This window comes from Ruegeria sp. AD9 (assembly GCF_056542305.1).
The window spans coordinates 11987-36456 of sequence record NZ_JBQFZP010000014.1 but is presented as its reverse complement, the minus strand read 5'-3'; the positions used below and the strand labels follow the sequence as shown (position 1 = coordinate 36456).

Annotated in this window: 17 protein-coding genes and 1 tRNA gene; 5 read left to right on the top strand and 13 right to left on the bottom strand. The window is 55.1% G+C overall.

From position 1 onward, the window contains the following. Window positions 1-9 precede the first annotated feature (9 nt). The 11 genes from ACR0AM_RS17175 to ACR0AM_RS17125 form a co-directional block, all read right to left on the bottom strand. Window positions 10-1272, bottom strand: a complete 1263-nt coding sequence (locus ACR0AM_RS17175) for a type 2 periplasmic-binding domain-containing protein (RefSeq protein WP_480623565.1) — start codon at window positions 1270-1272, stop codon at window positions 10-12. Window positions 1273-1293: 21 nt separating this feature from the next. Beyond that, complete coding sequence (locus ACR0AM_RS17170) at window positions 1294-2076, bottom strand: PP2C family protein-serine/threonine phosphatase (RefSeq protein ID WP_480477124.1); 783 nt, start codon at window positions 2074-2076, stop codon at window positions 1294-1296. 3 nt (window positions 2077-2079) lie between these two features. Then, a complete protein-coding gene (locus ACR0AM_RS17165) occupies window positions 2080-3096 on the bottom strand; it encodes an FHA domain-containing protein (protein WP_480623564.1) in 1017 nt (338 codons plus the stop codon). A 201-nt stretch (window positions 3097-3297) separates the two neighbouring features. Then, window positions 3298-5469 (bottom strand): serine/threonine-protein kinase, encoded by a 2172-nt coding sequence (locus ACR0AM_RS17160; RefSeq protein WP_480623563.1) that lies wholly within the window; start codon window positions 5467-5469, stop codon window positions 3298-3300. A gap of 331 nt (window positions 5470-5800) precedes the next feature. Continuing rightward, the gene (locus tag ACR0AM_RS17155) at window positions 5801-7087 is read right to left on the bottom strand and encodes a dynamin family protein (RefSeq protein WP_480623562.1); all 1287 of its coding nucleotides are present in this window, start codon (window positions 7085-7087) and stop codon (window positions 5801-5803) included. Continuing rightward, window positions 7084-9126, bottom strand: coding sequence for a dynamin family protein (locus ACR0AM_RS17150; RefSeq protein ID WP_480623561.1), 2043 nt, complete (start codon window positions 9124-9126; stop codon window positions 7084-7086). The genes ACR0AM_RS17155 and ACR0AM_RS17150 overlap by 4 nt, the downstream gene beginning before the upstream one ends. Before the next feature lie 69 nt (window positions 9127-9195). Beyond that, window positions 9196-10062: a hypothetical protein gene (locus ACR0AM_RS17145; RefSeq protein ID WP_480519854.1), complete on the bottom strand. Its 867-nt coding sequence runs from the start codon at window positions 10060-10062 to the stop codon at window positions 9196-9198. Between the two features lie 23 nt (window positions 10063-10085). Further along, entirely contained in the window at window positions 10086-10487 is a 402-nt protein-coding gene (locus ACR0AM_RS17140; protein WP_480623560.1) for a hypothetical protein, read from the bottom strand. A 46-nt stretch (window positions 10488-10533) separates the two neighbouring features. Next, window positions 10534-12276, bottom strand: coding sequence for a dynamin family protein (locus tag ACR0AM_RS17135; protein WP_480623559.1), 1743 nt, complete (start codon window positions 12274-12276; stop codon window positions 10534-10536). A gap of 8 nt (window positions 12277-12284) precedes the next feature. Continuing rightward, complete coding sequence (locus tag ACR0AM_RS17130) at window positions 12285-14297, bottom strand: dynamin family protein (RefSeq protein ID WP_480519860.1); 2013 nt, start codon at window positions 14295-14297, stop codon at window positions 12285-12287. A gap of 2 nt (window positions 14298-14299) precedes the next feature. Next, on the bottom strand, window positions 14300-14791 hold the full coding sequence (locus tag ACR0AM_RS17125; RefSeq protein ID WP_480494206.1) for a hypothetical protein: 492 nt from the start codon (window positions 14789-14791) through the stop codon (window positions 14300-14302). 768 nt (window positions 14792-15559) lie between these two features. On the opposite strand from ACR0AM_RS17125, the gene ACR0AM_RS17120 reads away from it, so the two are divergent. The 3 genes from ACR0AM_RS17120 to ACR0AM_RS17110 all read left to right on the top strand — a co-directional run bounded on the left by ACR0AM_RS17120 (window position 15560) and on the right by ACR0AM_RS17110 (window position 18031). Continuing rightward, window positions 15560-15644, top strand: a tRNA-Leu gene (locus ACR0AM_RS17120). A 53-nt stretch (window positions 15645-15697) separates the two neighbouring features. Continuing rightward, complete coding sequence (locus ACR0AM_RS17115) at window positions 15698-17299, top strand: DUF6538 domain-containing protein (RefSeq protein WP_480623558.1); 1602 nt, start codon at window positions 15698-15700, stop codon at window positions 17297-17299. A gap of 330 nt (window positions 17300-17629) precedes the next feature. Continuing rightward, complete coding sequence (locus tag ACR0AM_RS17110; RefSeq protein ID WP_480623557.1) at window positions 17630-18031, top strand: helix-turn-helix domain-containing protein; 402 nt, start codon at window positions 17630-17632, stop codon at window positions 18029-18031. Between the two features lie 930 nt (window positions 18032-18961). Here ACR0AM_RS17110 and ACR0AM_RS17105 read toward each other — a convergent pair. Then, on the bottom strand, window positions 18962-20119 hold the full coding sequence (locus ACR0AM_RS17105) for a hypothetical protein (RefSeq protein ID WP_480623556.1): 1158 nt from the start codon (window positions 20117-20119) through the stop codon (window positions 18962-18964). A 449-nt stretch (window positions 20120-20568) separates the two neighbouring features. Then, on the bottom strand, window positions 20569-21363 hold the full coding sequence (locus tag ACR0AM_RS17100; protein WP_480623555.1) for an SDR family oxidoreductase: 795 nt from the start codon (window positions 21361-21363) through the stop codon (window positions 20569-20571). A gap of 228 nt (window positions 21364-21591) precedes the next feature. Between ACR0AM_RS17100 and ACR0AM_RS17095 the strand changes: the two genes are divergently transcribed. Both ACR0AM_RS17095 and ACR0AM_RS17090 read left to right on the top strand, forming a co-directional pair. Further along, window positions 21592-22551: a TAXI family TRAP transporter solute-binding subunit gene (locus tag ACR0AM_RS17095; protein ID WP_480623554.1), complete on the top strand. Its 960-nt coding sequence runs from the start codon at window positions 21592-21594 to the stop codon at window positions 22549-22551. A gap of 72 nt (window positions 22552-22623) precedes the next feature. Next, window positions 22624-24417 (top strand): TRAP transporter permease, encoded by a 1794-nt coding sequence (locus tag ACR0AM_RS17090; protein ID WP_480623553.1) that lies wholly within the window; start codon window positions 22624-22626, stop codon window positions 24415-24417. Window positions 24418-24470 lie beyond the last annotated feature (53 nt).

Genomic DNA, 24470 nt, shown 5'->3' with positions numbered 1-24470 from the left:
AACATGGCCTTATCCATTTTCCATTTGATGGCGCAGGGCGGTCGAAACGATGTCGCGCCATTCGCCAGACTGCTGCATGATTGCCAGACCCTGATTCAGCGTCTCCAAGATCGCTTCCCCATCAGGATTATCTTTATGGGTCATGACATTAAGCGACTTGATCGCCGCCAGGTTGGGGTTTTCGATAATCCGGTGTTTATAGCCAAGCCGCGCGATGGCTTCCTCGGCCAGATGCGCCTCGATTGCCACGATATCGGCGGTTCCGTTCATCACTGCGTGAAAGCAGTCGTCGGGCGAGGTGGGCCGCAGCAACTTGATGACGGGTTCGTAAAGGCTCACCGCATCCATATGAGACAGCGACCAGCCTTCCGGGCGGCAGATCGTTGTTCCGGCAAAGTCGGCATATGTCAGCGTTTGTTCGTATCCCGATCCGTCGCGAGCAAAGAATGTATCCACGACCTCGTAGAACGGGTTCGAGAAATTGTAGGTCTCACACCGATTGCGGTCGCTTTCGGACAGCGCTTCTGCATCTTCGCAATTTGGGCGCGACCAGGGGAAAGTGCCATCAAAAGCAAGTGTTGGCATCAACAGATCCAGATGCGACGACCAATCGTTCACGAACTGAATTTTATACGCTTGTTCTGGCGCGGCCCGCAGCATCGCTGTCTCAACCAGTTGCGTATAAAGCCCCCGGTTGGGCAGCGCTTCGTCTGTAAACGGAGCGTAATTGCCGCCGGTGATCAACAGCAACTGACGATCACGAATTTCAGGGCGCGTTTCAGCGTTAGCATTTCTGATCAGTGCGGCGGCTTCCGAGCGGGCTGCCTCAATCTCTTCTTTTGCTGCGGCACGTGCAGCCACGACCGCATCTTCACTCGCCTTCTTTGCTTCAGCTTCTGCCGCTGCAACGCGGGCTTCCGCTTCGGCCACGGCTTTTTCCGCGCGTTCTTCGGCAGCTTTTACCAGTTCCGAGGCCATTTCCGCTGCCAGGCGTCCTGCTTCCGTGTCGGGCAGCTCAGGTGCGCGCCCGATATCTTCCAGACATGGCAGATTTAAAACGTCACCAATACGAATGATATTGGGGTTTGTGCCGATAACATCCCGGTTCGCATCGTAGATTGGCCGAAAATCTTCGGTCGCGTAAACTCGGATTGCCAATTCCCGCAGGCTGTCGCCGCGCTGAATCTCGTAGCTTGAACATGCCTCTTGCGCTGACGCCGCGCCGGTGGCGGCGGCAAGGGCAAGGCTTGATATGATAAGGTGTTTTCTCATGGGTCCTGTTGCTTTGCCTGGTTATTTTCTGGTAAGTTTCGCGACTGCGATCGACAGATTGTCTTGATCGGGATCGTCCTTGGCCTGCACAGCCAGTTGCAAGGCTTCGGCGATTTCCTGTGCCAGATCTTGCTGGTGTTCACGCAGAATTTCCTGAATCTCAGCGTCGCTGAGATACTGAAGCCCGTCACTGCCAAGGATCAGAATATCAGCGGGTGACACGATCAGCGGGTCTTCTGGGCAATCCACTTTTGGAATGGCACCCCCCATGATCACCGACGTCAGTTGGTTTCTGTCCAATCCCCGTGCTTCAGCTTCCGAAAGCTCACCCGCGGCCAGTTTTGCGTCGATCACGGGGGCCATCGAGTGGTCTTCGTTCACCTGTGTCAACCTGCCTTCGCGGAACAGGTAAAGGGGGCTGTCTCCGATCGATATCCTGAACACACGCTGACCCAGAAAGAGGACACCCAACAAGGTGGAGCCCATGTTGAAACCCTGGCCCTGTGCCTCGTTATGGTCGGATATCGCTGCATTGGCTTGCATGGCTGCCAACGGCAGCGCGTCAATTGCGGCTCCTTCGTTTAAGGTATCGGCTTCTAGCTCGCTATCCAGCGCGTTCCGCCAGGCGGTAATCACCATTTCTGAAGCCACTTCGCCCGCCTCGTGGCCACCCATACCGTCAGCGATCGCAATATAGCCCGCGTCCGATGCATCGAACATGCGCGCAGCAATCGCGTCTTCCTGCGTTTCCCGCTGACCCTGGTTCAGGATCAGCGCAACATCATATGCCGGAGTCGCCAGCATCTATCAGGAATCCCGCCAATCAAAACCTTCATCGCAGAAGGCCATAAATCGGATTGAGGTTTCACTGATGCGGATCAGATCACCGCTGGAGAGCGCGATTGTGCTCAGAACGGGTTTACCATTCAGGCGAACAAGGTTGGCTTTTCCGCCATGCCCCAGATAGCATTTTCGATCTTCGGGGTCATAAGCAATAACGGCGTGGTTCGAACGTGAAATACCTGTGTCGCCGAAATCCAGTTGGATCGCCTGGTCATCGTTTCGACCGATTTGCATCAGGCCTTCGGTCAGGGTGACGCTGGCGCCCCGTCCGGGACCTGCCGTCACCACCAGCCAACCAACCGGGAATGTTTCCTGAGCGGCTTCGGTTTTTGAGACGGGTTCTGATGTTTCAATCAATTCCTGAACGTGCGTGTCCGCACGCTCAAACCCAAGGAACGTTGTTTTGACCCGCGAGCGACGGTCTTCGGCCGGGGCGGCAGGCGTGGGTTGAGTCTGTACGACAACCTCTTCTACCAATGCCGGTTCTTGCACGGATGGGGCTGCAACCTCAGCTTCCACCGCTTCCGGCGCGCTCATTTCCGCTACACCCAAAGTCAGTGTATCTTCATCCGGTGTTTCGGCAGGTTCGTCGGCTACATGCAAAGTGATGATATGATCGTCCGAGATTTCGTCATCGTCGGGGTCGGCCATCAAGGTCTTGGTATCTTGGTCGTCCTCGTCAATTGCATCTTCAACGAAGATGGACACTTCAACCGGTTCTTCCGCGTTTTCAGCCGCAACTTCGTCGAATTCCGGCATCTTCTCTTCAGGGATAAGCTCGTCTGTTTCTTCGTAAGAGTCAGACGTCATGTTTCCACCGGCCAGTGCGGCGCGCAGCGCGTTGAAGTCCGCGATAGGCTCCTGCTTTACCGTTTCAGGCACAGCGCTGTCTTCTGCATGAGCATTTTCAGCTACATCATCTTCTTTGGATTTGCCGGCACCTTCGAGAAGCCGGCTCAGAGGGCTTTTGTATTTGAACATGGTGTCGACACCTTCGAATTGTTGGCACGGACCTTTTGTGCCATGGGGCTGCTACCTAACCCTGCGTGGAACAACGCAGAGACACTCAATTGAAAACATGGAAACTGGTACTCTCTGCGGCGGGCCGGTTCCCGCCGGGCGGCAAACTGAACGCCGCCCTCAGTAAACACACACTGGCAGGTCAAAAATGAACCGGTCAGATTACTCCTGCGCTAGCTGCATGGTCGCAGCTACTTCAGCACCGTTGCGCAACACGGTCAGCTTTGCCTCTGGCTGACTGTCGGAAACCAGCGCAGCCAGCATGCCATCAATGCTTTCGGACTCATCCAATGTCATGCCGGTCTGGCTTTCGCTCAACAGAACATCGCCTTTTCGCAGGCTACCCGTCGCCTCGGCCGGAACCGAGCTCACTTTTGTTTGCCACCCTTCACTTCCTGAGCTGCTGATTGTGAATGAGTAACCGTTCTCCAATCCTACCGAGCGCAGCACAGGCAATGCCAGCAGGCCATTCTGCGCGCGGGTCTTTCCAAGCGGCCGGTAGCGGGCTGCAACCCGTGTAAAGCCATCTGGATCGACGCTCAGCTTGTCCAGGACTTGCGCTGCGAAAGAGATGTCCTGACGAACCGGGTTGCCGTTCAGAGTAAAGATCACAACTCCGGTTTCCACCCATTCGCCGATAACGCTCATGTCCTGATTGGCGTCCACACCGGTAACCGCAATAGTTGCACCTGTTGCGGTGCTGCGGCGGGACGTCTGGAAGGGGATTTCAACATCCCAATGGTGAAAAGATACCTGTTGTTCGGCTGGAGTGCCGGAAGCAATGTCAGCATCTGGTTCGGCAACAGCCGCCGCAATCTCTTGTTCTGCAGGCTGCTCCTGAACACCGGCCGTCTCGGTAGATTCGGACGCTATTTCTGTGGCGGTTGGTTCCGCAGGTTCAACTTGCGCCTGCTCGACAGGCACTTCTGGTTCAGGTTGTTGCTCTGAAGCGACCGCGACTTCGGGTTCAGGTGTTTCCGCCACGGGTTCTTCCACCGCGGACGGTTCTGCTTCGGCAGTTTGTGTGGTTGCTTCAGGTAGCGTCGCCGTAACCTCAACTTGTTCTTCACCTTTGTCGCCGGACATCACAAAGAAACCGCCTGCGGCCAACGCTGCCACAAGCACTGCTGCACCAGCGATCATCTTGCCGCTGCCACCGGATCCGCTCTGAACCACGGTATCAACTGCGACCGGTGTTTCCGCTTTTGCAGAAATCTTTGCCATCTCGGGTTCATTCTTTTTTTTGTTTTCGCGAACAATGTCCGAGTTCCCGGCGAGCAGAGCCGTCACAACCGCTTCGGCATTTTCGCTTTCGGCCCTGATCCGCGCCTTTTCTTCTTCCTTGTCCATGCGATCCATGCCGACAATCACAGAAACCGGGCGATAGGCGAATGTATCGAACATCACGCCAGGTCCGCGGAACATGCGCAGCCAATCCAAGGCTGTCTGCAAACGGTCCGTTGCGTGCACTTCCATTGCCTTGTCGATTGCTTCGAGGAATCCATCGGGGTATCCGTCAAAGCGGCCCGCCAAGGGTGCATAAGGGTCGTCCTGCCCGTTGTTGAACGCATTCAGGCGGCTCTGACCGTCGACCGGGCGTTCGCCACTGATCGCATGGTAAAGGGTTGCAGCCAAAACATAGAGGTCACTGCTGGGCCCTTGTTCAGCACCACGGACGTAAAACTCGTGCGGCGAATACCCGTCTTTTATGACGCGTAGGGTCAACAATGCGGCCGACTTGTTTGCGGCTTGCTCACGCGCGGCACCGAAATCGATCAGAACCGGGTTTCCGTTCTCGTCAATCAGGATGTTGTCGGGAGAAATGTCTCGGTGCAGCATCCCGCTTTGGTGGATGAACGACACCGCGGACAGCATCTTTTCCGTTACCTGCACTATAAAGTCAGGGCCGCCGACGTTTTCCGGATTTTCAACATAGTCCAGCAGGTCGCAACCGCGGATCAGATCCATCGCGATATAGGCGGTATCGTTGTCTTCGAACACTTGATGCACGTCGACAATATTCGGGTGCACCAGACGTGCATGATTGCGGGCTTCCTGAATAAACAGGTCGATAATGGCGCGCAGATCATCTTTGTAAGACGGGTCGTTCGGCTCAACCTGGTCCCCGTTGCGACGGCACAATGCACCGGGGAAGCATTCCTTGATCACGACATCGCGCTCAAGGCTGTCGCGCGCAAGATAGGTGATCCCAAATCCGCCATTGCTGAGATACCGGATAATCTCGTACTGACCGCGCAACAGCTTTGCGCCCGGTTGCAGTCCTTCAATCTTTGGTTCGTCGTGCGTTGCACCGACAGCCTGGTTGTGGCTCATTTCAATCCGCCCGTTCTACTCATTTTGCGGCTTTATTTAACAGGGCCGGCAGCCCACGAACTCACAACCAAAAAACAACCGCAGGACACTTAAGAACGGTTAGACGTTTCAAATTTGACTTTAATGGGGCCGCCTGATGGCTTCACTAAGGATCGTTTTTTTGAATATGGCATATATAGTATGACTTCTACATGCAAATACTACATATTGACTAAAGGGGTGGGGAAAACGAAAACTGATGACCCCAAACAGGTCTGTTGGTCTACGAATTCGAAACAATAAAGGGCCGATTCTTCGGCCCTTCGAATCGCTTCAATCCTGATGGAAAGTGCTAGGTCCCGGTTTTGGATTGTGCTGCGGCAACGGTACTGCCAGCCCAGGCAAGGTTATCACCAAGCTGCACAAGTATGTTGATTGCGTCTTTCAAAGGCGCATCGCCGCTTTCAAACTGAAGCAACAATAACAAGTCAGTCGCTTTTTCAAACTCGGCCGGAATCCAGTCAGCATCCGGATCGATTTCGCCACCTTGGTCCAACCGTTCCGCGAAATCTTCGACGATTTCCTGGCAGCTTTGCAAAAAGGCCGCGGGTTCGATGGCAGCGGTGTCACGCAGATCTTCATAAATGCTGGCAATAGCTGCCAGCCAGTCTTCAAGAATGGGGTTGTTCAGTGGCGGAAGGGCAGACCCCAGCGTTGACTGCATTGACGCAGCATCGTTGACGGCCGGTTCCGGCTCTGGCCCTTTCAATGTTTCCAAGAATGGCAGAAACTCGTGCTTCAGATCCTTCCGGGCAGCGTCAAGGTCACTGCGCCGCCGGTCAGACGCCGCATCAAGGACCTTTTCCGCGAGTTCCTGGCCACCACAGTTTTCCCAAAGATCGAAATCAGGCTCCGGCTCTTGAGCCATGGCGCGCACCGCGACGGGCGTGCCAATTGGGATCACAGCGCGAAACAGTCCCTCTTTCTCTTTGTTCAATCGGGCCAGTACCCGATCCAGAGCGGCCTGCACCGGGGGCAGATCAGCATGTGTGACCGCCAGCAGGCTGTTGGCTCTTAGCTCGGGCGGCACCTGCGCCCACAAATGCCGTTCGGTTTCGCGCCATGCGCTTGTGCCATTGGTGCACCAGATGGCACAGTCGACGAATTTCAGCAGGTCCAGTGTCTGTTTGTATGTATCATCCAATGCGCCAGAGCCGGGAAGATCGAACAGCGATATCTCTTTGAGAGCAGGTGTGTTCAATCCAACCGAAATAAAATCCGGCTCATCCGCAGCGGCCTTTTCCAGCGCGATGCCAGAGTATGTCTTGGGTTCCCTGTTCCACCAGCCGACAGTCGTCTCTGGCGTATCCGCGTAGGCAACGATGACAAGCGGCAGCTTCAGATGCTGCGGCCCGGTTGGAAGGATGTCCGCCCCTGCCAGCATATTCGCAAGGCTTGACTTGCCCGCTCCGAACTCCCCGGCGAAACCGATGTTGACCGCGTTGGACAGGCGTTCTGCGTGGGCGAGGGCCCGCGTGCGCATATCCTCCAATTTCGGGTCCGGCAACAATTTTTCTGTCGCTGTCAGAAAGCGCTCCAGCTGCCGCACTTCCTGTTCGGTTCCGGGAAACTCAATCATTCCGCAGCCTCTGCCTGTCGTTCGTCCACGTTGTTTGTTCCAAAGACACTTTCCAACTCGTCGGTAATACGGCGCGCCCGCTCGAACGCAGCTTGTGCTTTCGCCTGAGCATTCAACTCACCCGCCCCGGAACGGTGCTCAAGATGGCCTGCCAAAAGAGCCAAGTAATGATCCAGAACGGTTTTCAACCGGTCCAGCAGGTTTTCGCGTGTTGTGTCGATCAGGTCATCGCCAATCAACTCGAATTCCTGCACGATCATGCGCTCGGCCCGCGTCACAACGCTGTTGCGCGATATCAGACGCGACAACCAGTTTACACGCAGCTCAACCGTAATGCCACGGGTTAGCGCAGTGGTGTCCGGGCGGAACCAACGTACCGCACTTGTGTTCATGCGATTGTCGACCGGTTCCTGCCAACCCGGCAGTGCCCGCAAAGCGGCGTTGCATTGCATGTCGATCGCGTAAAGTTCGCTTAGCATGCGTTGGCGAACCACTTGCGAGGCGCCTTGCACCAGCTCGCGCATGTGTTCGCGCAGTGGTGAGAAATTCAACTCGGTCGCGCCACCTTTGGCAAGCAATGGGGATTGTCCTTCAGGCCCGCGCACCACAACAAAGACAGACTCGGACACCGTGTCATCCATAACCCCACGCAGGTTTGACAGAACGTCGTCCATGTCCCTGACAATGTCCTGCGTTTTGTCCGCAATCAGTTTGCGCAGATTGCCCAGCGTCTTGTCGCTGTCCTCAGCGCTGTGCGCACCCGCGCTGCCTTCATCTTGCAGAGCACGAAGATGTACCTGGGATCGCTCCAGTTCGCCACGCGCGAAGCTGTCGAGATGCTGCCACGCCATCCGCAACTGTTCGTTTATCGGCCCCTCCGTCAACGCCTGAGTGACATGGCGTCGTAAGTCGGGCAAGCCTGACGCGATCATAGCGGCAAACCGCAAGACAGCCTCACGGCTGATGGGCCCCGGCCCTTGTTTGATCTCTGCCACACCGTTCAGGTATTGTTGCATCTGTTCCGGGTGCGCCCGCAACCACGCCAGAATATGATCGTGATTCACACCGTTTTCATCGCCGGTCAGCGCATAATGCGCCCATTGTGCGCTGCCCATCAGGACATCGATATTCGAAGTACCCAAAGCTTTTTCCAGCCCGTCTACAACATCCAGACGCACCTTTGCCGCATCTTCGGCCCCGCCGCCCAATTCATCGACACGGTTGATGAAGACAACGATCTGTCCAAGTTCCAGTGCCTGCATCAGCCGGAACAGTTTCAGGTCCGCACGCGACAACGCCTGATGCGCTGACAGAACCACCACAAAGAAATCGGATTCTTTGAGATACTGGCGGGAAATCTCCTCACGGATAAGCAGGGGGTCATTTACTCCGGGCGTATCGGTGACGGTCAGAGGGAATGGGAAATGTCCGATGTCAAAATAGACCTCGGCCTTGCGCGTGATGTCGCTGTAAAGTCCGCGATCACTGCCGGGGTCAACTGTCCCATCTTCTGCGGGGTCGTCCCCAGCGCACACGTAACGCGCCAGATCATCGGATGTCAGTTGATCCAGATCGTGATGTTGACCCAACAGCTGTTCATAACTGTCCCCCAGTCGCCGACGCGCCCGGGTCTTCATGGCTTCGACCTGCTCTTCGATCATCTCGCGCTTGTAGCTGTCCTCGTCATCCGGGAACATGTTGCGCAACTCTTCGCCTTCGGCGATCAGTGATTGCCACTGATAGTTGTCGAAGAAATGGAACTCGGCTCCTTCGGTTCGACCGTTCGGGTGCCCGAAATGCATGTCGGTGATCACGGTCGTCCAGGGGTTCACGTCCGACGGCAGGTATTCTGCCTGACCGGTGAAGCCGTTGATCAAGCGCGACTTTCCTGCTTTGATTTGTCCTACAAAGGCAACTGACGGTTTCAGTTTCCCCAGATCACCAATGATGCGCGATATGAACTGACGTGTTTCGTCATTGCTCGTCCCGTTCATGTCTTCTGCGATGCGAATAAGCTCGCGACGATGTGTTTCACTCATTACTCTTTACCCTGACTACAAAAAAACAACGCATTGAATTAGTCGAAAATTTGAATGCTTTGGGGGTAGTCATTCCTCAACCTCCCCCAAAGATGTCCACAGATTAATGACCGCACCAAGTTTGCGGGCATCGTGGATGGCCACAGCAATCTGCTCGTTATCGCTCAGAACTGCCATGCCCGCACCCTTACCACCCGATGGCCGTATGACGATCAGATGTGGGCCTTCGAATTCGTCCCGGGTGTCGTTGTTCCAACCAGCAAGATCCGAAACAAAACGTGTCAAAATCTCTTGATTGGGGTGCATTCCCTCGGAAGGTTTGCAGGTTCCTTCGAAAGCCAGCGCAGTGTTTTCCATACTATCCACAAGGACACGACCTGTGGCAAAGCGTGCAGCCCCGTCAAAAAACTGTTGTGCCAAGGAGTTGCCCGACTCTGCTACCGGGGCAGGGCTGTTGTCTGAAGATTTTTCAACATCGGGAACGACAGACACGATGGGCTCAGAGGAAAGCTCAATTCCGGCGCAGGCATTCTCGATCTCACTCAAGGTGATACCAACATCATCAGCCTCCAGCGACGAGGCGGGCTTTCCAGACATCAGTTCCAGCGGGGCAGGGGCGGCTGAAATGTCAGAAACCAGTTGGGCCAGTTTATCGACTAGCGCGGTACGTGTTTCTGATTCGAAATCAGGAATCTGCCCTGACGGTACTTGAAACACATCCGTGATCCGGGAGCTGTTCACTTCGATCTTCAGGCAGCTTCCGTTTGCCGCGGTCAGCTCCAGTCGCCGGGGTAATATTGTTCCGCGAATGAAACGCAGTACAGCCGCGCGACGGGCTGTTGCAGTTTCACCGGGGACAATCACCGTCGGAGACAGGCGCGCAACCGAAGACCGCCCGATATCTTCGAGCATGTCGAGAATGTCTGTGTCCATCATACCGTGACCCCCTCTGGTCCCGTTCAGACTGCGGCCGCAACCGGCTTGAGGCTGAGATGCGATTTCGTGAGTGCCAGTCCCACATTCGCGCTGTTGCGGCAGATATAGCAGACCACATGATCAGGATATTCCTGGGTCCGCAAAAAGATGTTCAATCGGTCTTTTGAAAACACCGCGATTTCCCCGAACCCGGCGTTTTCCTCATCAGTGTTTCCGGCCTCGTGCAAGAGCGCTTCAAATGCAGCGACACCACGCCCCTGAAACAGATTGGCCACTGCGATTGCCAAAGTGTCCAGCGATTTAGCACAATCGGAATCAGAGACACTGCTGCCCAAAAGCATGCCGGTCTCCATGTCGATATACCCGGCTGCGATGCAGTCGGGTATTGTTTCAATCGCGGTGTTCAATGCATCCTGAATGGACATTTAACTCTTTATCGTCCTTTTTCTCAGCGCCTTGATTAAGGCATCCTTACAAAACATGCCACTCTGCACTGCTGTTTTCTTTTGACTTTGGAATGGCTTGCAGGGCGTGTTTGGAATGTTTCGCACTATATTCAACTGCGATCTGGTCAAATTCGGCAAGAAAGGCCTTGAATACGTTCTGAAGCCCGTCTGCGTCCTTTGGCAGCTCTTCGTTGTTTGTGATTTCCCGCCACATATCCGACGCGCTAAGGGGCGACTCGATTGCGGATTCCGGAAGATTAATGCGCGGTTCGTGACTGATATTGCGGGCTTCTTCCTCGACTGAGGCCACGACTTCTATTAAACCGTTTGTCTCAGGCTCAGGTTCGTAATCCTCGGCGTTGTTCTCTGGCTGAGCCGCCATCAGCGCCGCAATGGAGGATACCGAGACTTCGATACCCCGATCATCACGCGATTCAACTTCCGGCGTGAAAACTTCAACTTCATCCGCTTCGACCGAGGCTTCCCGCAACGTCGTGTTTAAGGAGGTCAGCACGTCATCAACGGACTTGTCGCCCGTTTCAGCATCTGGAGCTTCATCCAGCAGATCGTCCGCATCATCAGCATCGTCGAATTCACCGGACAGGTCGAACTCATCCACGTCTTCTTCCAGACCGGCGACATTCTTCAATTCAAGCGGATCGTTCGCAGTATCCTTGAAGAAGGCACGCAACTCGTCGCTGGTATCGGTTTCATCGAGCATCTGCTCGGGGTCTGATACCATTTCAGCCCGCAGCCGTTCAGCGTCTTCCGGGTTGATCCGAACCCGTTCGCCTTCGTCAAGGCGTCGCTCTACACGGGCTGGCCGGATGGGGAAACTTGTTACGACATTATGATCGTCGGCTCCAGGTCGCTGTTCGTTTTCCAAAGGATTGACCAGCCGCAGAGGAGTAGCTTCGGTGACGTCCGCCAGTGCCTCTCGGTCGTCTGGTTTGCGGGCAGGGCGCAACGGTTGAACCCTGAATGCGCCGGACTGGCTTTTGTCGATCTGATACCGTGCCAGCTGATCGGCGCGATTGTCCATGATCTGTTCTGTGATTTCCAGAAAACTGTCGATCATCTTGCCGCCACCACTGCGCGACCACATTTCGGCGTCGCCCGTCTTGTCACGGGCATTGATCGCATCGCGGGCGGAAAACAGAATGGACCGGTTGAAGAGGTGTCCGGCTTCGCGATTGACGCGGCGCAGAACCTTTTGACGATCCTTAAGGTTTAGTGCGTCGGCCCGCGTCACCAACAGCAGCGAGTTGTGTTGCAAGCGGTCCGGCAGCGAAACCCATGTCGCGCGTTCGGTTTCGCGCCAGGCTTGGGTCGCGTGGGTGCACCAAATGACCCCGTTTGCCTGTCCAACTGCCCGCTGCCAGACATCTGTCGAGATCTTGGGGTCCGAAATTCCGGGGGTGTCAATCAGATCGACGGCTTCCAGAATATCCGCCTCAAGGAAGATACGAACGAACTGCGCGTCGTTGACGCCAACAGTCTCAAGCTGATCCAGTTCGATGGGTTCGATGCTTCCGTCATGCCGCTTGATGTATGGTGTTTCACTGCCCCAGCTAAACCAGACCGGTGGTAACTGGGTCGCGGTAACCTGCGTCGGCAAGGTTTGCGTTCGCAGTAAAAAGTTCATCAGTGTGGACTTGCCAGCGCTGAATTCACCCATCAAAGCGAAAACCGGTTTGCGACGGGACCACTGCTCGATACGTTCCCATGCTTTCGGTGAAACAAAGCGTGTTTGTGAATCTTTTGCCATTTTTCTACTTATGCCGCTTCGTTGCTTAGGTCTTTCAGGATGTCACCCAGAATTTCGTCTCGCGATTTCTGAGGTTGCAGGCCCGCCATCGCTGCCGAGGCCTGGCCGGAGTTTTTGTCCGCTGATGATGAGATGCTCAGCAGCGTTTCCTTCTGTTCCCGCATGAAGTCCGCCAGAATAGCGCGGACGTTTTCCAACACTGCCGCTATCTGGTTTTCCTCGATATCCTTGGTGATCGAATTTGCCTCGGACGCGATCAGGCGTGTGTAATCGGCAGCGTATGCCTCAAAGCCTTTGCGCTTTTGCCACCAGCGTCGCCACCAGGTACTTTGCAAGTCCAGGGCAATCGTCCGGCCAATCCCCAATGGTGGTGGAACACGCGGCACGATAGGTGCTTCGATGCTGAACTCGCCCAGATGGTTGCCAAGAATTTTGTGATACAGCGCTTCGACATCTGCAGCCGCAGTTGAGTAGAGCGCCCCGGCATCCTTACGCATTGCGCGGGCAAAACTGAAATAGGCAGCTTTTTGCAGCGTCCTCAAGCCAGCCGGGTCGTATTGCCAGGTGCCTTGCTCGCCATTCATCTCAAGATGCGCGATCAGGGAATCTGTTGCGCGCTTCACAAAACTTGCCTCGGCCGAGTTCAGGCGCTCCAGTACTTTGTCGCGTAATGCGTTGGTCAGTTCGGCCGCTTTCTTTTCATATTCCGCAGAAACCTTCGCAATCGCATCTTCCGGCGAAACACCATCAAGATCACGCGCGACGCCTTCACCCTCTGACAGAGTCTTTGCCACGGCGGTGGCACGAATCTGGCTGGCAATGTTGCGGGCGCGATGGCGAACCCGGTCTATCAGTCGCGCTCCGGCACCTTCTGCAATACGCTCGTTTATCGCCAGCAGCAGGTCAGGCAATCCGGACAATGCCCAGATTTTGTCAAGCGAGGGTGCCTGATCACCGAATCCAGCAGCGAGATAAAAAGTATTGAGTGCTTCGCGGGATTCCTCGTTCAGAATCTCGGGGTTCCCGGTCAGCGCTGCCTCAGCCCACAAGGCACTGCCGAACACGACACTAGTCTTTGCGTCGATGTTGTTCTGTTTCAGAGTGTCCAGAATCCGGTCGCGGATTTCGGGGACCTGGTTAACCGGGTCTGACAACTCGTCAATCCGGTTCACAAACAGGACGATCTGACGGTTCTCAAATTGGGCGATGATCCGCATCAAGGCCATGTCCATGGTGGTCAGGGCTTGGCTAGCGGCAAGCACCACAACACAGACCTCGGACCCGCGCAGGCTGCGCAGGGTAATCTGTTCACGCACCATGAAGGTATCGTTGACACCCGGCGTATCACAGAGTTTCAGCGCAATCGGGTACTGAGGGATATCCATGTACAACTCGGCAGACTTGGTCACATCTGCAAACCGGCCGGTTTTTGGATTGATATCCGGGTCGTCCTCATCGCCCAGGCACACATATCTTTGGATCAGTTCTTCATCGAAGTGGTCGTATTGGTGGCTTTGGCCAAGTATCAGGTCAAAGTGCTTTCCAAGACGCTCTTCGGACTTTGCTTTCATCTCGCCAATCTGACGGCGAATGTCCTCCATCTCGTCATCTGCACCGGCACGGTTGGCCAACTCGCCCAACCGGCCACCCCCGACCATCAGGTTGTCCCATTCTTCCTGCTCAAAGAAGGTGAACTTGGCCTTGGTATCGCCCGGCGGGCGCGTGTTGATGTTCAGGGTTGTGACGACCGACGTCCACGGGTTCACATCCGACGGAAGCAAAGATGGGCGCCCTGCGAGAATGTTTACAATCGATGATTTGCCCGCTTTTACCTGACCGACCATGGTGATGCTGGCGGTGAAGTTTTCCATCCGGGTCTTGAGTGTTGCCAGACGTGCCGAGGAGCGCGCATCAGCCACCTCAGTCAATTGATCAATCTGCGCCGTCAGTGATGACATTGCCGAAGTCATCGGCGCCAGAGCTTCGTTGCCTACAGACAACAGGTGATCATTGCGCGCCATGCTTAACCTCCGGTTCCCGTAGCAGCGATGCGGGGTTCAAGCGAAGGACGGCCCGTTGGAATTCCTGTCAGGGTGTCGATACGTGCGATCAGGTCCAAAGCGTTGCCCAAAATGTCAGCCTCGGCGCGCGGGCTGATGGTTTCGTAAGCCTTGGCATCAGCCAGCACCTCGATCGAGCTGAAGCGATCGCCGTTTTCAAGGCACGCAACGCGGCGTCCGGTCGGGAAACCTTCGGATTTGACCGCGGGCAATGGCATACGCGCATTGGCCAGCAGGTAGTGGTCGCCGGAATGGGTTCGGAGCGAAATCCCAAAGCCCGTGTTCGGATGGTCCCGGTTCAGGATCTTGAGTTCGCCAAGAAAGCTTTCACGAGCAAAGAAGACAGCCTCTTGCTCGGCAGTAGCGGAGGAATTCAGATCGGTCACAGCAGTAAACCTTGTACTGGAGTTGAGCAGGAAACTCGTACCGGCGCCAAAGTGGCAAAAAAGACTCATTAACTCCTGCTAAACAACAAGACCCTTCAAGGCGGTCTTATTTTGACGTGAATAAGATTTTTTGGCGTTTGAAATGTGGCAGCTTTGTGGTGGAGCGCTCTTGAGAATGCCTCAACCTGCGCGGGAATGCCTATGACGCAAGCGCCACTCGGCACCTACAGTGTGAAACCGAGCGGGGACCGGCGGAACACAATTGCTTGCACTTGACGGTACAGGTCATTCGATAATCTGTGTGGCCGTGAAGGGCACCACAGCCGAGTAAGCCATTCTTGTTATTTCAGAAACCTGAAGTCTCTCTCTGAGTTGGAAAGGGTCGCAGATGCGTTTCCTGGGGTGTTGGGGTGGGTAATCCCGCGCTTCGTCCCAAGGATTCAACCATGAGCATGTGAGGGCAGTGAAGGATGATTTCTATATTCGCTATTGGTGATCTGGCAACAGGCTGTCAGCTTGTCTTTTTGGCCTTTGGTCAACGTAAACGAGATATTTCGCAGGCTAACTTGGCCGAAATCTAAACTTCGGCAGGAATGAACAGCTCTTCCAAAATTGCGTGGTCTTTGTCCCTCAGGAAATCGGGTTTCACGGCCACTGATGTTCCCATCAGTTTTCCACTGACAAGTCTCTTAGGGCTATACATTTTCATGAGGTACCGTGGTTGCTCAATATCTCATCAGAGGATCTACAAACTTGGCGATACGTGTATTTTACCTCTCGCGCTCGGAAGCAAGCTTTGTTATTGACCGCTTCATTCCAGCGCTGCGGCGCTGAGTTGCGGGTGTGGCGAAATTGGTAGACGCACCAGATTTAGGTTCTGGCGCCGCAAGGCGTGGGGGTTCAAGTCCCTCCACCCGCACCATACTATCCCTTTGAAATCAAAGAAAAGCCTTGCAAACAAGGCCGCGTGACCGTTTGAAGGTCACAACTTTGGTTACAAAAGGTGTTCCGATGGCGGGAAAGATTCGTCACTTGGTTAATCGCTCAGGGCGTTATCATGCTCGGCTCGTGGTTCCAAAGGATCTGCGTAGAATCGTTGGGAAGACCGAGCTGCGCACACCGCTGGGAGGTGACTACCGGCAGGCGCTCAAGATGTTGCCAGGCGCGGTGGCTCACCTTCAACACCAGATCGCCCAGGCCGAACTGCAAGCCGGGTTGGGGCAGGGGCACGCTGCACCGACCCGCTACCCGCTGTCTCCGGAACAGATTGCGTATAGCCACTACATGCAACGTCTGGCTTTTGATGATGAGCTTCGCAACGATCCGCGCTATGCGGAAGTGGGCATTGATGATCTTCTTGTCAGCCGCTATCGCGAGGCCGTTGCGGGAAGGACCAACGACGCGGAGCTTGATGCCTTAGTGGGTGCTCCGATCGAGCGCTTCCGGGCTGCAGGCAACCTTGATGCGGAATTAGGAAGCCCAAAGTGGCGCGAGATTGCCCGCGCAATTTGCCATGCTGAGCTAGAGGCCCTAGCGCGGGTTGTGGAGCGCGATGAAGGAGACTTTAGCGGGACACCTAGCGCTCCGGTCATCAAGGACGCCCAACCCCCGGAGAAATCTCCAGACCCGGTTAGCCTCAAGCGTCTTTGGGCCGACTATGTTAACAGTCGCGTTCAGGCCGGGTTCATGCGCGATAAGGGCAAGCGGCTGCGCCCTGTAGCCGACAATTTGCGCAAGTTCCTCAAGCACGATGATGCAAGGCGCGTTACCAAGAAGGATTTGCTGGCATGGCGCGATCATCTGATGCAGGAACTTTCTGCCAAGACTGTGAATGATATATACCTGTCAGGTGTCAGGTCTCTTTTTGCGTGGGCCGTGGAAAACGACCGGGTGCCCGAGAACGTGGCAATGAACGTGAAGCAGCCGAAGCCCAAAAAGGTGTATGGAAGAGAGCGCGGCTATACCGACGAAGAGGCTGTGAGAGTTTTGAAGGCTTCCCGGACCTACCAACCGAAGTCCGATGAATTCGGTTATGTGCGTGAATCCGAGAAAACGGCGAACATGAAGCGCTGGGTGCCGATCATTTGCGCCTTCACTGGTGCGCGCGTTTCTGAGATCACCCAGCTAAGGAAAGAGGATATTCGCAAGGTGGACGGGCATTGGGTGGCGCGGATCACACCAGATGCCGGAACTGTAAAGGCTGGGGGATATCGCGATGTGCCGCTGCATCCGCAAATTATCAACGAAGGCTTTGCGCAGTTCGTAAAGGATGCAGAACCAGGCCCCTTATTCCATAACGCCACGGAGCCGGAGAAGTTTCGTCGCGCGGCGGTCATCGTGTCGAACAAGCTGTCGGACTGGTTGCGCCTTAGCAAGCTTACGCCGGCAGGATTGCAGCCCAATCATGCATGGCGGCACCGGCTCAAAACGCAGTGTCGTGAACTCGGCGTATCGGATCGCGTAGTCGATGCCATTCAAGGCCATGCCGGTAAAACAGCAGGTGACCACTACGGTGATGTAACGCTTAAAACCAAGATCGAAGCTATAAATAGACTACCACATTGCGCGTTGAAGTAGCTCTTGCCGCACATTTGGTTGCTGTTTGCTCAATCCCAAGGCGTTCTTGATCGCGTTGCACTACTACTCGGATTGACAGGATTATCACCTTGGGTCCGGCCTCTCTTAGACTTGGGGGGATGTCATTTCGCGTTGATTGAGGTGCTGGGAAAGTGCCCAATGTTAACTAATGAACGGCCATCTAGCTAATGGTCCCCACCGCTCAAAGTGTTGGATTGCAGCGCTCAAAGATTTCGAAGCTAAAGACTAATCCCGCCACACAACCCCAATAGTGACGTCGCTATAGAGAAGACATGCAGCAAGCGCTGCGTTACTTCAGGAAGGAAAGCGATGCGCAAGAAACCGTATGATAGCTCGCGTCTGGCAAAGTTCGTTGAACGCCGGGTGCTTGAACTCAAACCGACCATGAGCCAGGCCGATATTGCATCACAGGCAGGATATACCAACGCCAACATGATCACTATGATCAAACAGGGCAGTTCAAAGGTTGCGCTTGATCGCGTGCCTGCTCTCGCCAAGGCTTTGGAGTGCGATCCCGCCTACTTGATGCGTCTTTCATTGGAGCAGGCAATCGGAGAAACCGCCGCTGCGTCTGTGGTCGAGATCTTCGGAGATCCGGTGACCGAGAACGAACGTTCCTGGCTGAAAGCGATCCGTGAGGCCTCCGACAATTCTGATCCCCGGCTGACCAGCAGGTCACAGGCCGCGATCAAGTCGATCTTTGGAAAATGAAAGACGAGAGCATACTCAACGAAGCATTGACGTCCAACGAGCAGGCTTGGTTACGCTTCCTGCGTGAGTTGAGCAATCACGGCGACCCGGAACTCACTTTGCATCGGGTCCAGCTGTTGAGACGCGTCTGTTCTCGTAGACCGAGATAAAGCCGTGAGCGCTAGGGCGGTTCAAGCCATCATTGTCTGGGCTGCCTCCTCAATCCGGCTTGGAAACCCCGGCCGGGTTGCGCAAGGTTGACAAAGGTTTACATGGCTCCTGCCCGACGGTTGTGGATGTAAACCTTTTCTTGCTTCCGAAGCCGGATTTTTCGCCAAAAGGTTTACATTAAGTTTACCCTAAGTTGACAGATTTTCCCGTGAATCCGCTTTTTTCGCCGAAAATGTAAACCTCGACACCGAAACCTAGCGCAGAAGGTTCGACCTCGCTGCGAATGACTTTGGATTGGTGCAGTTGTTCGTTCTTCTGATGTGCGGTCGCGGAGCTCAGAGTCATTGGCAAGACGGTTTCCCGCACTCCGTCGCATCCAATGGCATGTTGTATTGCTTAGTCATGCGGTGGATGTTTAGCTCGGCACAAACCGCGCCTAGTCGAGTATCGAACGATGTAGCGGAGGCTTGGTTGGCGAAGAGCGAATGAAGCGATGAGCGCTAGAACTGCTCAAACTTCCTCAACGTTCGATTTCCGTCGCCACATTAGCATTTGGCAGCGGTTTGAACGGCGTCCGTGGAGCAAGCGTCACCGGCGACAGGCGCTTGCTGCGATAGAGACGCTCGTATTCGAGCTACAACAAATGCGAAATGCCCCCTGCTGTCCTTGTGTCACGGTGTAGAAACCGATGAAAACAGGCCAACCGTTCTTTCCTTGAGTGAAGAACCCAATATCAGGACATAGACGTCCATCGTGAAACCTGAAAAATCAGAAGAACTATCAAACAAACCCGTAGCTCCTGAGTAAAGTGAAGAGGAAGGCCGGATCTGGGTCACAAATCTGTCTCGAGACGAGCGCGCCGTCAGGATGCGCTTGAATGGGGGCAGCCCTTTCGGTGTCGAAGTAATTGAGAGCGATCTCTGTGGGCCATGGAAAGTTCTGGTCAAAAGGCACTTCCGCATATGGATTGAAATAGACCTGAAGCCCGTCCAGATGAGTTTCGCGATGAAGCGACGAGTGCTGGATATGAACATCCGCGCCCGTGATCTGATCTGCCCAATCTTCGCGCCACCTGAGTAAGTAGTCCAGCCCAGAAAATTGAAGCCGTTGCGTCCCGATTTTCCAGTTTTGCAAGTTGGGCCCAATTTCATTCTTGTTGATTACTCGATAGCGGGTCGAGCGGACAAATCGATCAATCTTACTCTCAGCGACAGCCTTTCCGAAAGTTCCGGTCGTAGAGAAGAATACAGCGCTTATCTCTTTGTGCGAATCGTTCGTAAAGATTCCCATTTCAACGTGCGCCCCAGAAGGCTTGAGGATCGACGCTACCTTGTCTTGCCTTCCTCGCTCAGGCCCTTCCAGAACAGGTGGCGCCAAGCCAAAAAGGACCATATTGATGAGCTCATTGTTCTGTGTCAGTGAGAGCTCGTTGTCGAAGGGCGCAATTGCAATTACGAACGGGCGATCACGCACATGGCTCATTGAGAAGTATGGGTATTTCTTTCCATTAGCTCCTCGGTAAAGCTGTAGCTTGTCCCTGATTTTTCCAGCGAGTTTGAGCGCGCCACGGGTTCTGAATGCCGTATGATTGAATGGTTCCTTCTGCTTTTCCCGCCTTGGATCGTCAGATACTACAGCTTCCACGTTGAACTCGTAGTTTCCGGGCCCTTGGACGAAGAAATCCGGTGAGGCCTTCGTAAAGTCGACGCTGCACCCCATTTCGAGAAACGCTCTGTTAAGATAGAGTTCCCACATCGCCGAATTGAATGTGGTCTGAAATTCTTTCAGGAACTTATTACTCTCTCCCCGGCGGTCCAGCAGTCCAGATCCCCAATTTTGTATGATAGGTTTGACCTTTGCGTAGGCAGGATCGGAAGAGATGAGGTGAAAGCTTGGGTGGAGCTTGTTTTCAGAAACCTGTGGAACAAATAGATCCAAAATTCTTCAACCTTTTTTTGCGCCAGGCTATCAATGCTGTTCCGACTGATTGCTGTGGAGCCTTTCTCGACAATGCCATTCCGAGATGCGACAGGCAACAAGGGGTCGGCACACAGCACACTGTTGGCCTTGCTCGATTGGCTGGTGAGCATACACTTGTCGGCTACGTCCAAAAACGGCGAGGGACCACTTTGAGTTTGAAAACGGTTATCCCGCGCGCTGCCCTTGGAGGTCCGGTGTGGGCCGAGTGCAGACCTAGATTGCAATCAACGAACGACGGTTCTGTCTGCAGCTTCGCCGTTGACGCAATTCTTCCCACGTTCGGTTGTAGGTAGAAGCCGCCGCTGAAAATGTGGTTATTTTTGGGTCTCGTGTCTAGTTGTCGGACAGCGATTTGGCCGATACGTTCGCTCTTGGTTAGGTCGCTAATCATCCTAGTTGGTATTGAGCTAGCTTCCCGGGGTCGCTGCGGAACCTGCAAGTATGCCTCCGTCAATCGATAGTTCGGCACCGGTGATGTAAGTAGCTTCGTCGGAGGCGAGAAGCACAGCCAGAGCCGCGACTTCTTCGACCGTTCCAAACCGTCGCAATGGAGTGTCCGCGACCATCGCAGTTTCACGCTCAGCTCTGTCTGGTCCTTCACCCAGCATCGGCTCCCACATCGGTGTCATGATCGCAGCGGGATGGATGGAATTGCATCGGATCGCAAGGCCTTGGCTTGCGCAATACAAGGCAACGGACTTTGTATGATTGCGAACAGCAGCCTTAGAAGCCGCATAGGCCGCCGCCATCGGAATTCCGACAAGGCCGGATCGGGAGGAGATATTGATGATCGATCCGCAACCATTCCTTCGCATTGCCTTGATCCCATAACGGCAGCCTAAGAAAGTCCCGTCATTGTTCACGGCATGAACGGCTCGCCAGTCAGCCAAGCTGGAGTGCTCAGGATCGTGTGCAGGAGGGGTGCCGGTAGCGGAAGATTCAAAGCCCGTTACGCCAGCGTTGTTCACCAACACATCCAACACCGGAAACTCAGTCTCAACTCTTTGCCAATCCGCCTCCGACGAAACGTCGAGCTGGCGGAAAATTGCGCCGATTTCATCTGCGTAACTTTGGCCGTTTTTGGCGTCGACATCTGTCAGAATGACGCCAGCGCCTTCTTCGCGAAACGCTTTGGCGATGGCCAGACCTATTCCTCGGGCTCCTCCGGTAATGAGAGCGGTTTTCTTTTCCAACCTCGACATTACGCGCTCCTGAGACAAATAAACGAATGCTCAACGCATCAGTTGGATGCTGTTTGCCAGCTGACTTCTTCATGTAGTCTAATTGCAAAGACAACACCAGTCTGTCGGACCGTAATCACACCCTTCCTGGCTGGTGCACCAGCGACGCTCCACGCCTCCGAGATCCCGGGCCATTGACCCCGGATCAGTCTGAGTGCTTTATCGCTGCTATCAAAGGGAGACTCTCAAATGTTCGACAATTTCAAGTGCATGGTTGCCGCCGTGGCCGCCACGGTGGTCGTGTCATCTCCGGTTTGGGCGGAAACGCGCGTGACCTACAAATCCGCCAAGGCAGGGACGTCTTACTACCAAATGGGTGTTCAGATCGCCGAAGCCATGAAGGCCGGATCGGACGGGAACATCATTGTAACCGTAGAAGAAGGTCAGGGTTCGGTTCAGAACGTTATGGAAGTTCGCGCGCGCGGTGCCGACTATGTGTTCACTACACCACCGGCCTTGGTTGGACTGGCTCAGGGCGGAAAAGCGATGTTCGAGGGCAAAAGCGATCCGTCCTTTGACGAGATCCGCGCCCTGTTCCCGATCCCTTCCTTGACCATGCATTTTGTTGTTTCCGCGGACAGCGGGATCGACAGCTTTGAAGACATGGAAGGCAAAACCATCCTCTTGGGAAAAGGCAGTTTTGGCGCGCGCGAAGGCGAGAAATACCTGAATTTGTTTGGACTTGAAGGCAAAGTCAACATTGCCGATGCAGAGCTCTCCAACGCTGTCGCCGCTCTGAAAAACGGCCAGATCGACGGCTTTGTTACTGCCGGTTCTTGGCCCGCCCCGAATGTGGTGGAAGCTGCCGCCTCGGCTGGTGTGAAAGTGCTGTCCCTAAGTGACGACCAAGTCGCGCAGACCAAGCGCGCCCGTCTGGTGGTTCCGGCCGGCACCTATGCCGGTCAGGATGAGGATATAGTGACAACTTCTTTGCCAGTTGTTGCATATACCACCACCAAGATGGACGACGAAACCGCCTATCAGCTGACCAAAACCTTCTGGGAAAGCAAGAATGCGATGGCTGATACTGCGGCTTGGTGGGCCGGTGTTGATACCGACCTGATGGAAAACATCACGGGCAAGATCCATCCCGGAGCAATCCGCTACTACAAGGAAGCGGGCATTGCGCTGACTGACGACCAAATGTAACTCGACCCTCGGACAGGTTGAGCAGAGGCCGGGCCGGATCAGGCCCGGTTTTTCTGTCGGGAAGGAGACAACATGAGCGGATCGGTTGATCTTCCGCAAAAGTGGAGCCTGCGAGCCTTGTGGATTGCCTTGGCATTGGCTCTGGTCGCTTTCCACATCGGGTTGGTCTTTCTAGGCCTTGTTCCCAACCTGGTCAGTCGACCATTGCACCTGGCGCTCATTCTGCCTTGGGTGTTCTTGTTCGGCGTGGCCGATCGCGCCCGTTTGGCTTCAGGTGCGGTGCTTTGCGCAATCGGTATAGCCTCGGCCGTTTGGGTGGCATGGAACCACGAAATGCTGGGGGACCAATATGGTTTTCTGGAAAGCCGTTTTCAGGTCGCAATAGGATTTGCGCTTTTGGCGGTGGTAATTGAAGCCGCAAGGCGCGCCATCGGCTGGCCGCTTCCCACTGTGGCAGCTCTCGCGCTTTTCTATGCATTTTTCGGTCAGCACATTCCTGGAGAGTTCGGTCATTCGGGAATGCCTCTGCGATCCTTCCTTGGGTCGATGACCATTGCGGAAGGTGGCATCTGGGGCAGCCTCACGGCCGTCTCCGTCGGCGTTGTATCGATTTTCGTGATCTTCGGCGCCGTCTTGAACGCCGGTGAGGCGGGACAGGGCTTCATGAATGTGGCAGCCGCTGCCGCTGGCCGACTCAAAGGCGGAGCGGCCAAGGTTTCCGTTTTGTCGTCTGCGCTGTTTGGCTCCATATCCGGTTCGGCCAGCGCGAATGTTGCCTCGACCGGAGCCATTACGCTTCCAGCCATGATGCGGTTGGGATACCCCAAGCGGCTGGCGGCGGGTGTCGAAGCCGTTGCAAGCTCGGGCGGACAGATCATGCCGCCCCTGATGGGAGCAGGCGCGTTTGTCATGGTCGAGCTGACGGGCGTTCCCTATACCCAGATCATGGGAGCCGCGCTTCTGCCCGCCATTCTCTATTTCCTGGCGGTCTGGGTGGGGATCAACGCCTACGCGACACGGTTTGAGCTCAAGGGATTGGACCCTTCACAACGCCCGCGAACGCGCGATGTGGTCGTAACGTCCATGTTCTTCCTCGTGCCCTTCAGCGTGTTGATGGTCGGAATGTTCGCAGCCGGCTACACGCCTCAATACGCAGCATGCCTTGCCATTTTCGCAGGGGCATTCCTGTTGCTGATCGATGGCAAGCTGACGTTCGACGTGAACAGGACCGCAGACCGCATAACCCAAGCGCTGATCACCGCATCCCGGCAAGTGTCCATGATCGCGGCTATCATCTTCTGCGCCTCGATCATTATCGGTGTCTTGGGGGCAACCGGGCTGGGCGTAAAGATCACTTCCGTGATCCTCGAAGGGTCGGGGGGCGTGTTGTGGGCATCCTTGTTGTTGACTGCAATTGCCTGCCTGATCCTGGGCATGGAAGTGCCGACAACAGCGGCTTACGTGATCTGCGTATCGGTGGCCGGCCCGGCCTTGATGCAGCTTGGCCTTGAGCCACTCCAGGCACATTTGTTCGTTTTCTGGTTCGCGCTGTTATCCACGATTACGCCACCCGTTTGTGGGGCGGTTTTCATCGCTGCTGGGATGGCGGGAGAAAACTGGATCAAGGTGGCGCTGACAGCGATGGCTTTAGGTGTCGGCCTCTATTTGATCCCGGTCGGGATGATCGCTTGGCCGGATCTGATCCAACTTCCGTCGGAGCCAGCTGCTGCTATTACGGCATTTGTTGCCTTGGCCCTTGGGCTGTCAGCGCTGTCTTTCGCGCTGATTGGGCGAGCAAATATTTTGGTGAGAACAGCCTTGGGCCTCGCGAGCGTTGCGATCCTTTTGGGGCCGGTGATTGTGTGAGTTGGATCGCGATCTGCGGTATTGGCCTACGCATCATTTTTGGGGAGGCGCGG

Excerpts from the sequence above, each read along its gene's own strand:
- ACR0AM_RS17100 (WP_480623555.1), bottom strand. The coding sequence starts at position 21,363 with ATGTCGAGGTTGGAAAAGAAAACCGCTCTCATTACCGGAGGAGCCCGA.
- ACR0AM_RS17175 (WP_480623565.1), bottom strand. The coding sequence starts at position 1,272 with ATGAGAAAACACCTTATCATATCAAGCCTTGCCCTTGCCGCCGCCACC.
- ACR0AM_RS17160 (WP_480623563.1), bottom strand. The coding sequence starts at position 5,469 with ATGAGCCACAACCAGGCTGTCGGTGCAACGCACGACGAACCAAAGATT.
- ACR0AM_RS17150 (WP_480623561.1), bottom strand. The coding sequence starts at position 9,126 with ATGAGTGAAACACATCGTCGCGAGCTTATTCGCATCGCAGAAGACATG.
- ACR0AM_RS17095 (WP_480623554.1), top strand. The coding sequence starts at position 21,592 with ATGTTCGACAATTTCAAGTGCATGGTTGCCGCCGTGGCCGCCACGGTG.
- ACR0AM_RS17155 (WP_480623562.1), bottom strand. The coding sequence starts at position 7,087 with ATGATTGAGTTTCCCGGAACCGAACAGGAAGTGCGGCAGCTGGAGCGC.
- ACR0AM_RS17110 (WP_480623557.1), top strand. The coding sequence starts at position 17,630 with ATGCGCAAGAAACCGTATGATAGCTCGCGTCTGGCAAAGTTCGTTGAA.
- ACR0AM_RS17090 (WP_480623553.1), top strand. The coding sequence starts at position 22,624 with ATGAGCGGATCGGTTGATCTTCCGCAAAAGTGGAGCCTGCGAGCCTTG.
- ACR0AM_RS17170 (WP_480477124.1), bottom strand. The coding sequence starts at position 2,076 with ATGCTGGCGACTCCGGCATATGATGTTGCGCTGATCCTGAACCAGGGT.
- ACR0AM_RS17125 (WP_480494206.1), bottom strand. The coding sequence starts at position 14,791 with ATGAGTCTTTTTTGCCACTTTGGCGCCGGTACGAGTTTCCTGCTCAAC.
- ACR0AM_RS17130 (WP_480519860.1), bottom strand. The coding sequence starts at position 14,297 with ATGGCGCGCAATGATCACCTGTTGTCTGTAGGCAACGAAGCTCTGGCG.
- ACR0AM_RS17135 (WP_480623559.1), bottom strand. The coding sequence starts at position 12,276 with ATGGCAAAAGATTCACAAACACGCTTTGTTTCACCGAAAGCATGGGAA.
- ACR0AM_RS17140 (WP_480623560.1), bottom strand. The coding sequence starts at position 10,487 with ATGTCCATTCAGGATGCATTGAACACCGCGATTGAAACAATACCCGAC.
- ACR0AM_RS17165 (WP_480623564.1), bottom strand. The coding sequence starts at position 3,096 with ATGTTCAAATACAAAAGCCCTCTGAGCCGGCTTCTCGAAGGTGCCGGC.
- ACR0AM_RS17145 (WP_480519854.1), bottom strand. The coding sequence starts at position 10,062 with ATGATGGACACAGACATTCTCGACATGCTCGAAGATATCGGGCGGTCT.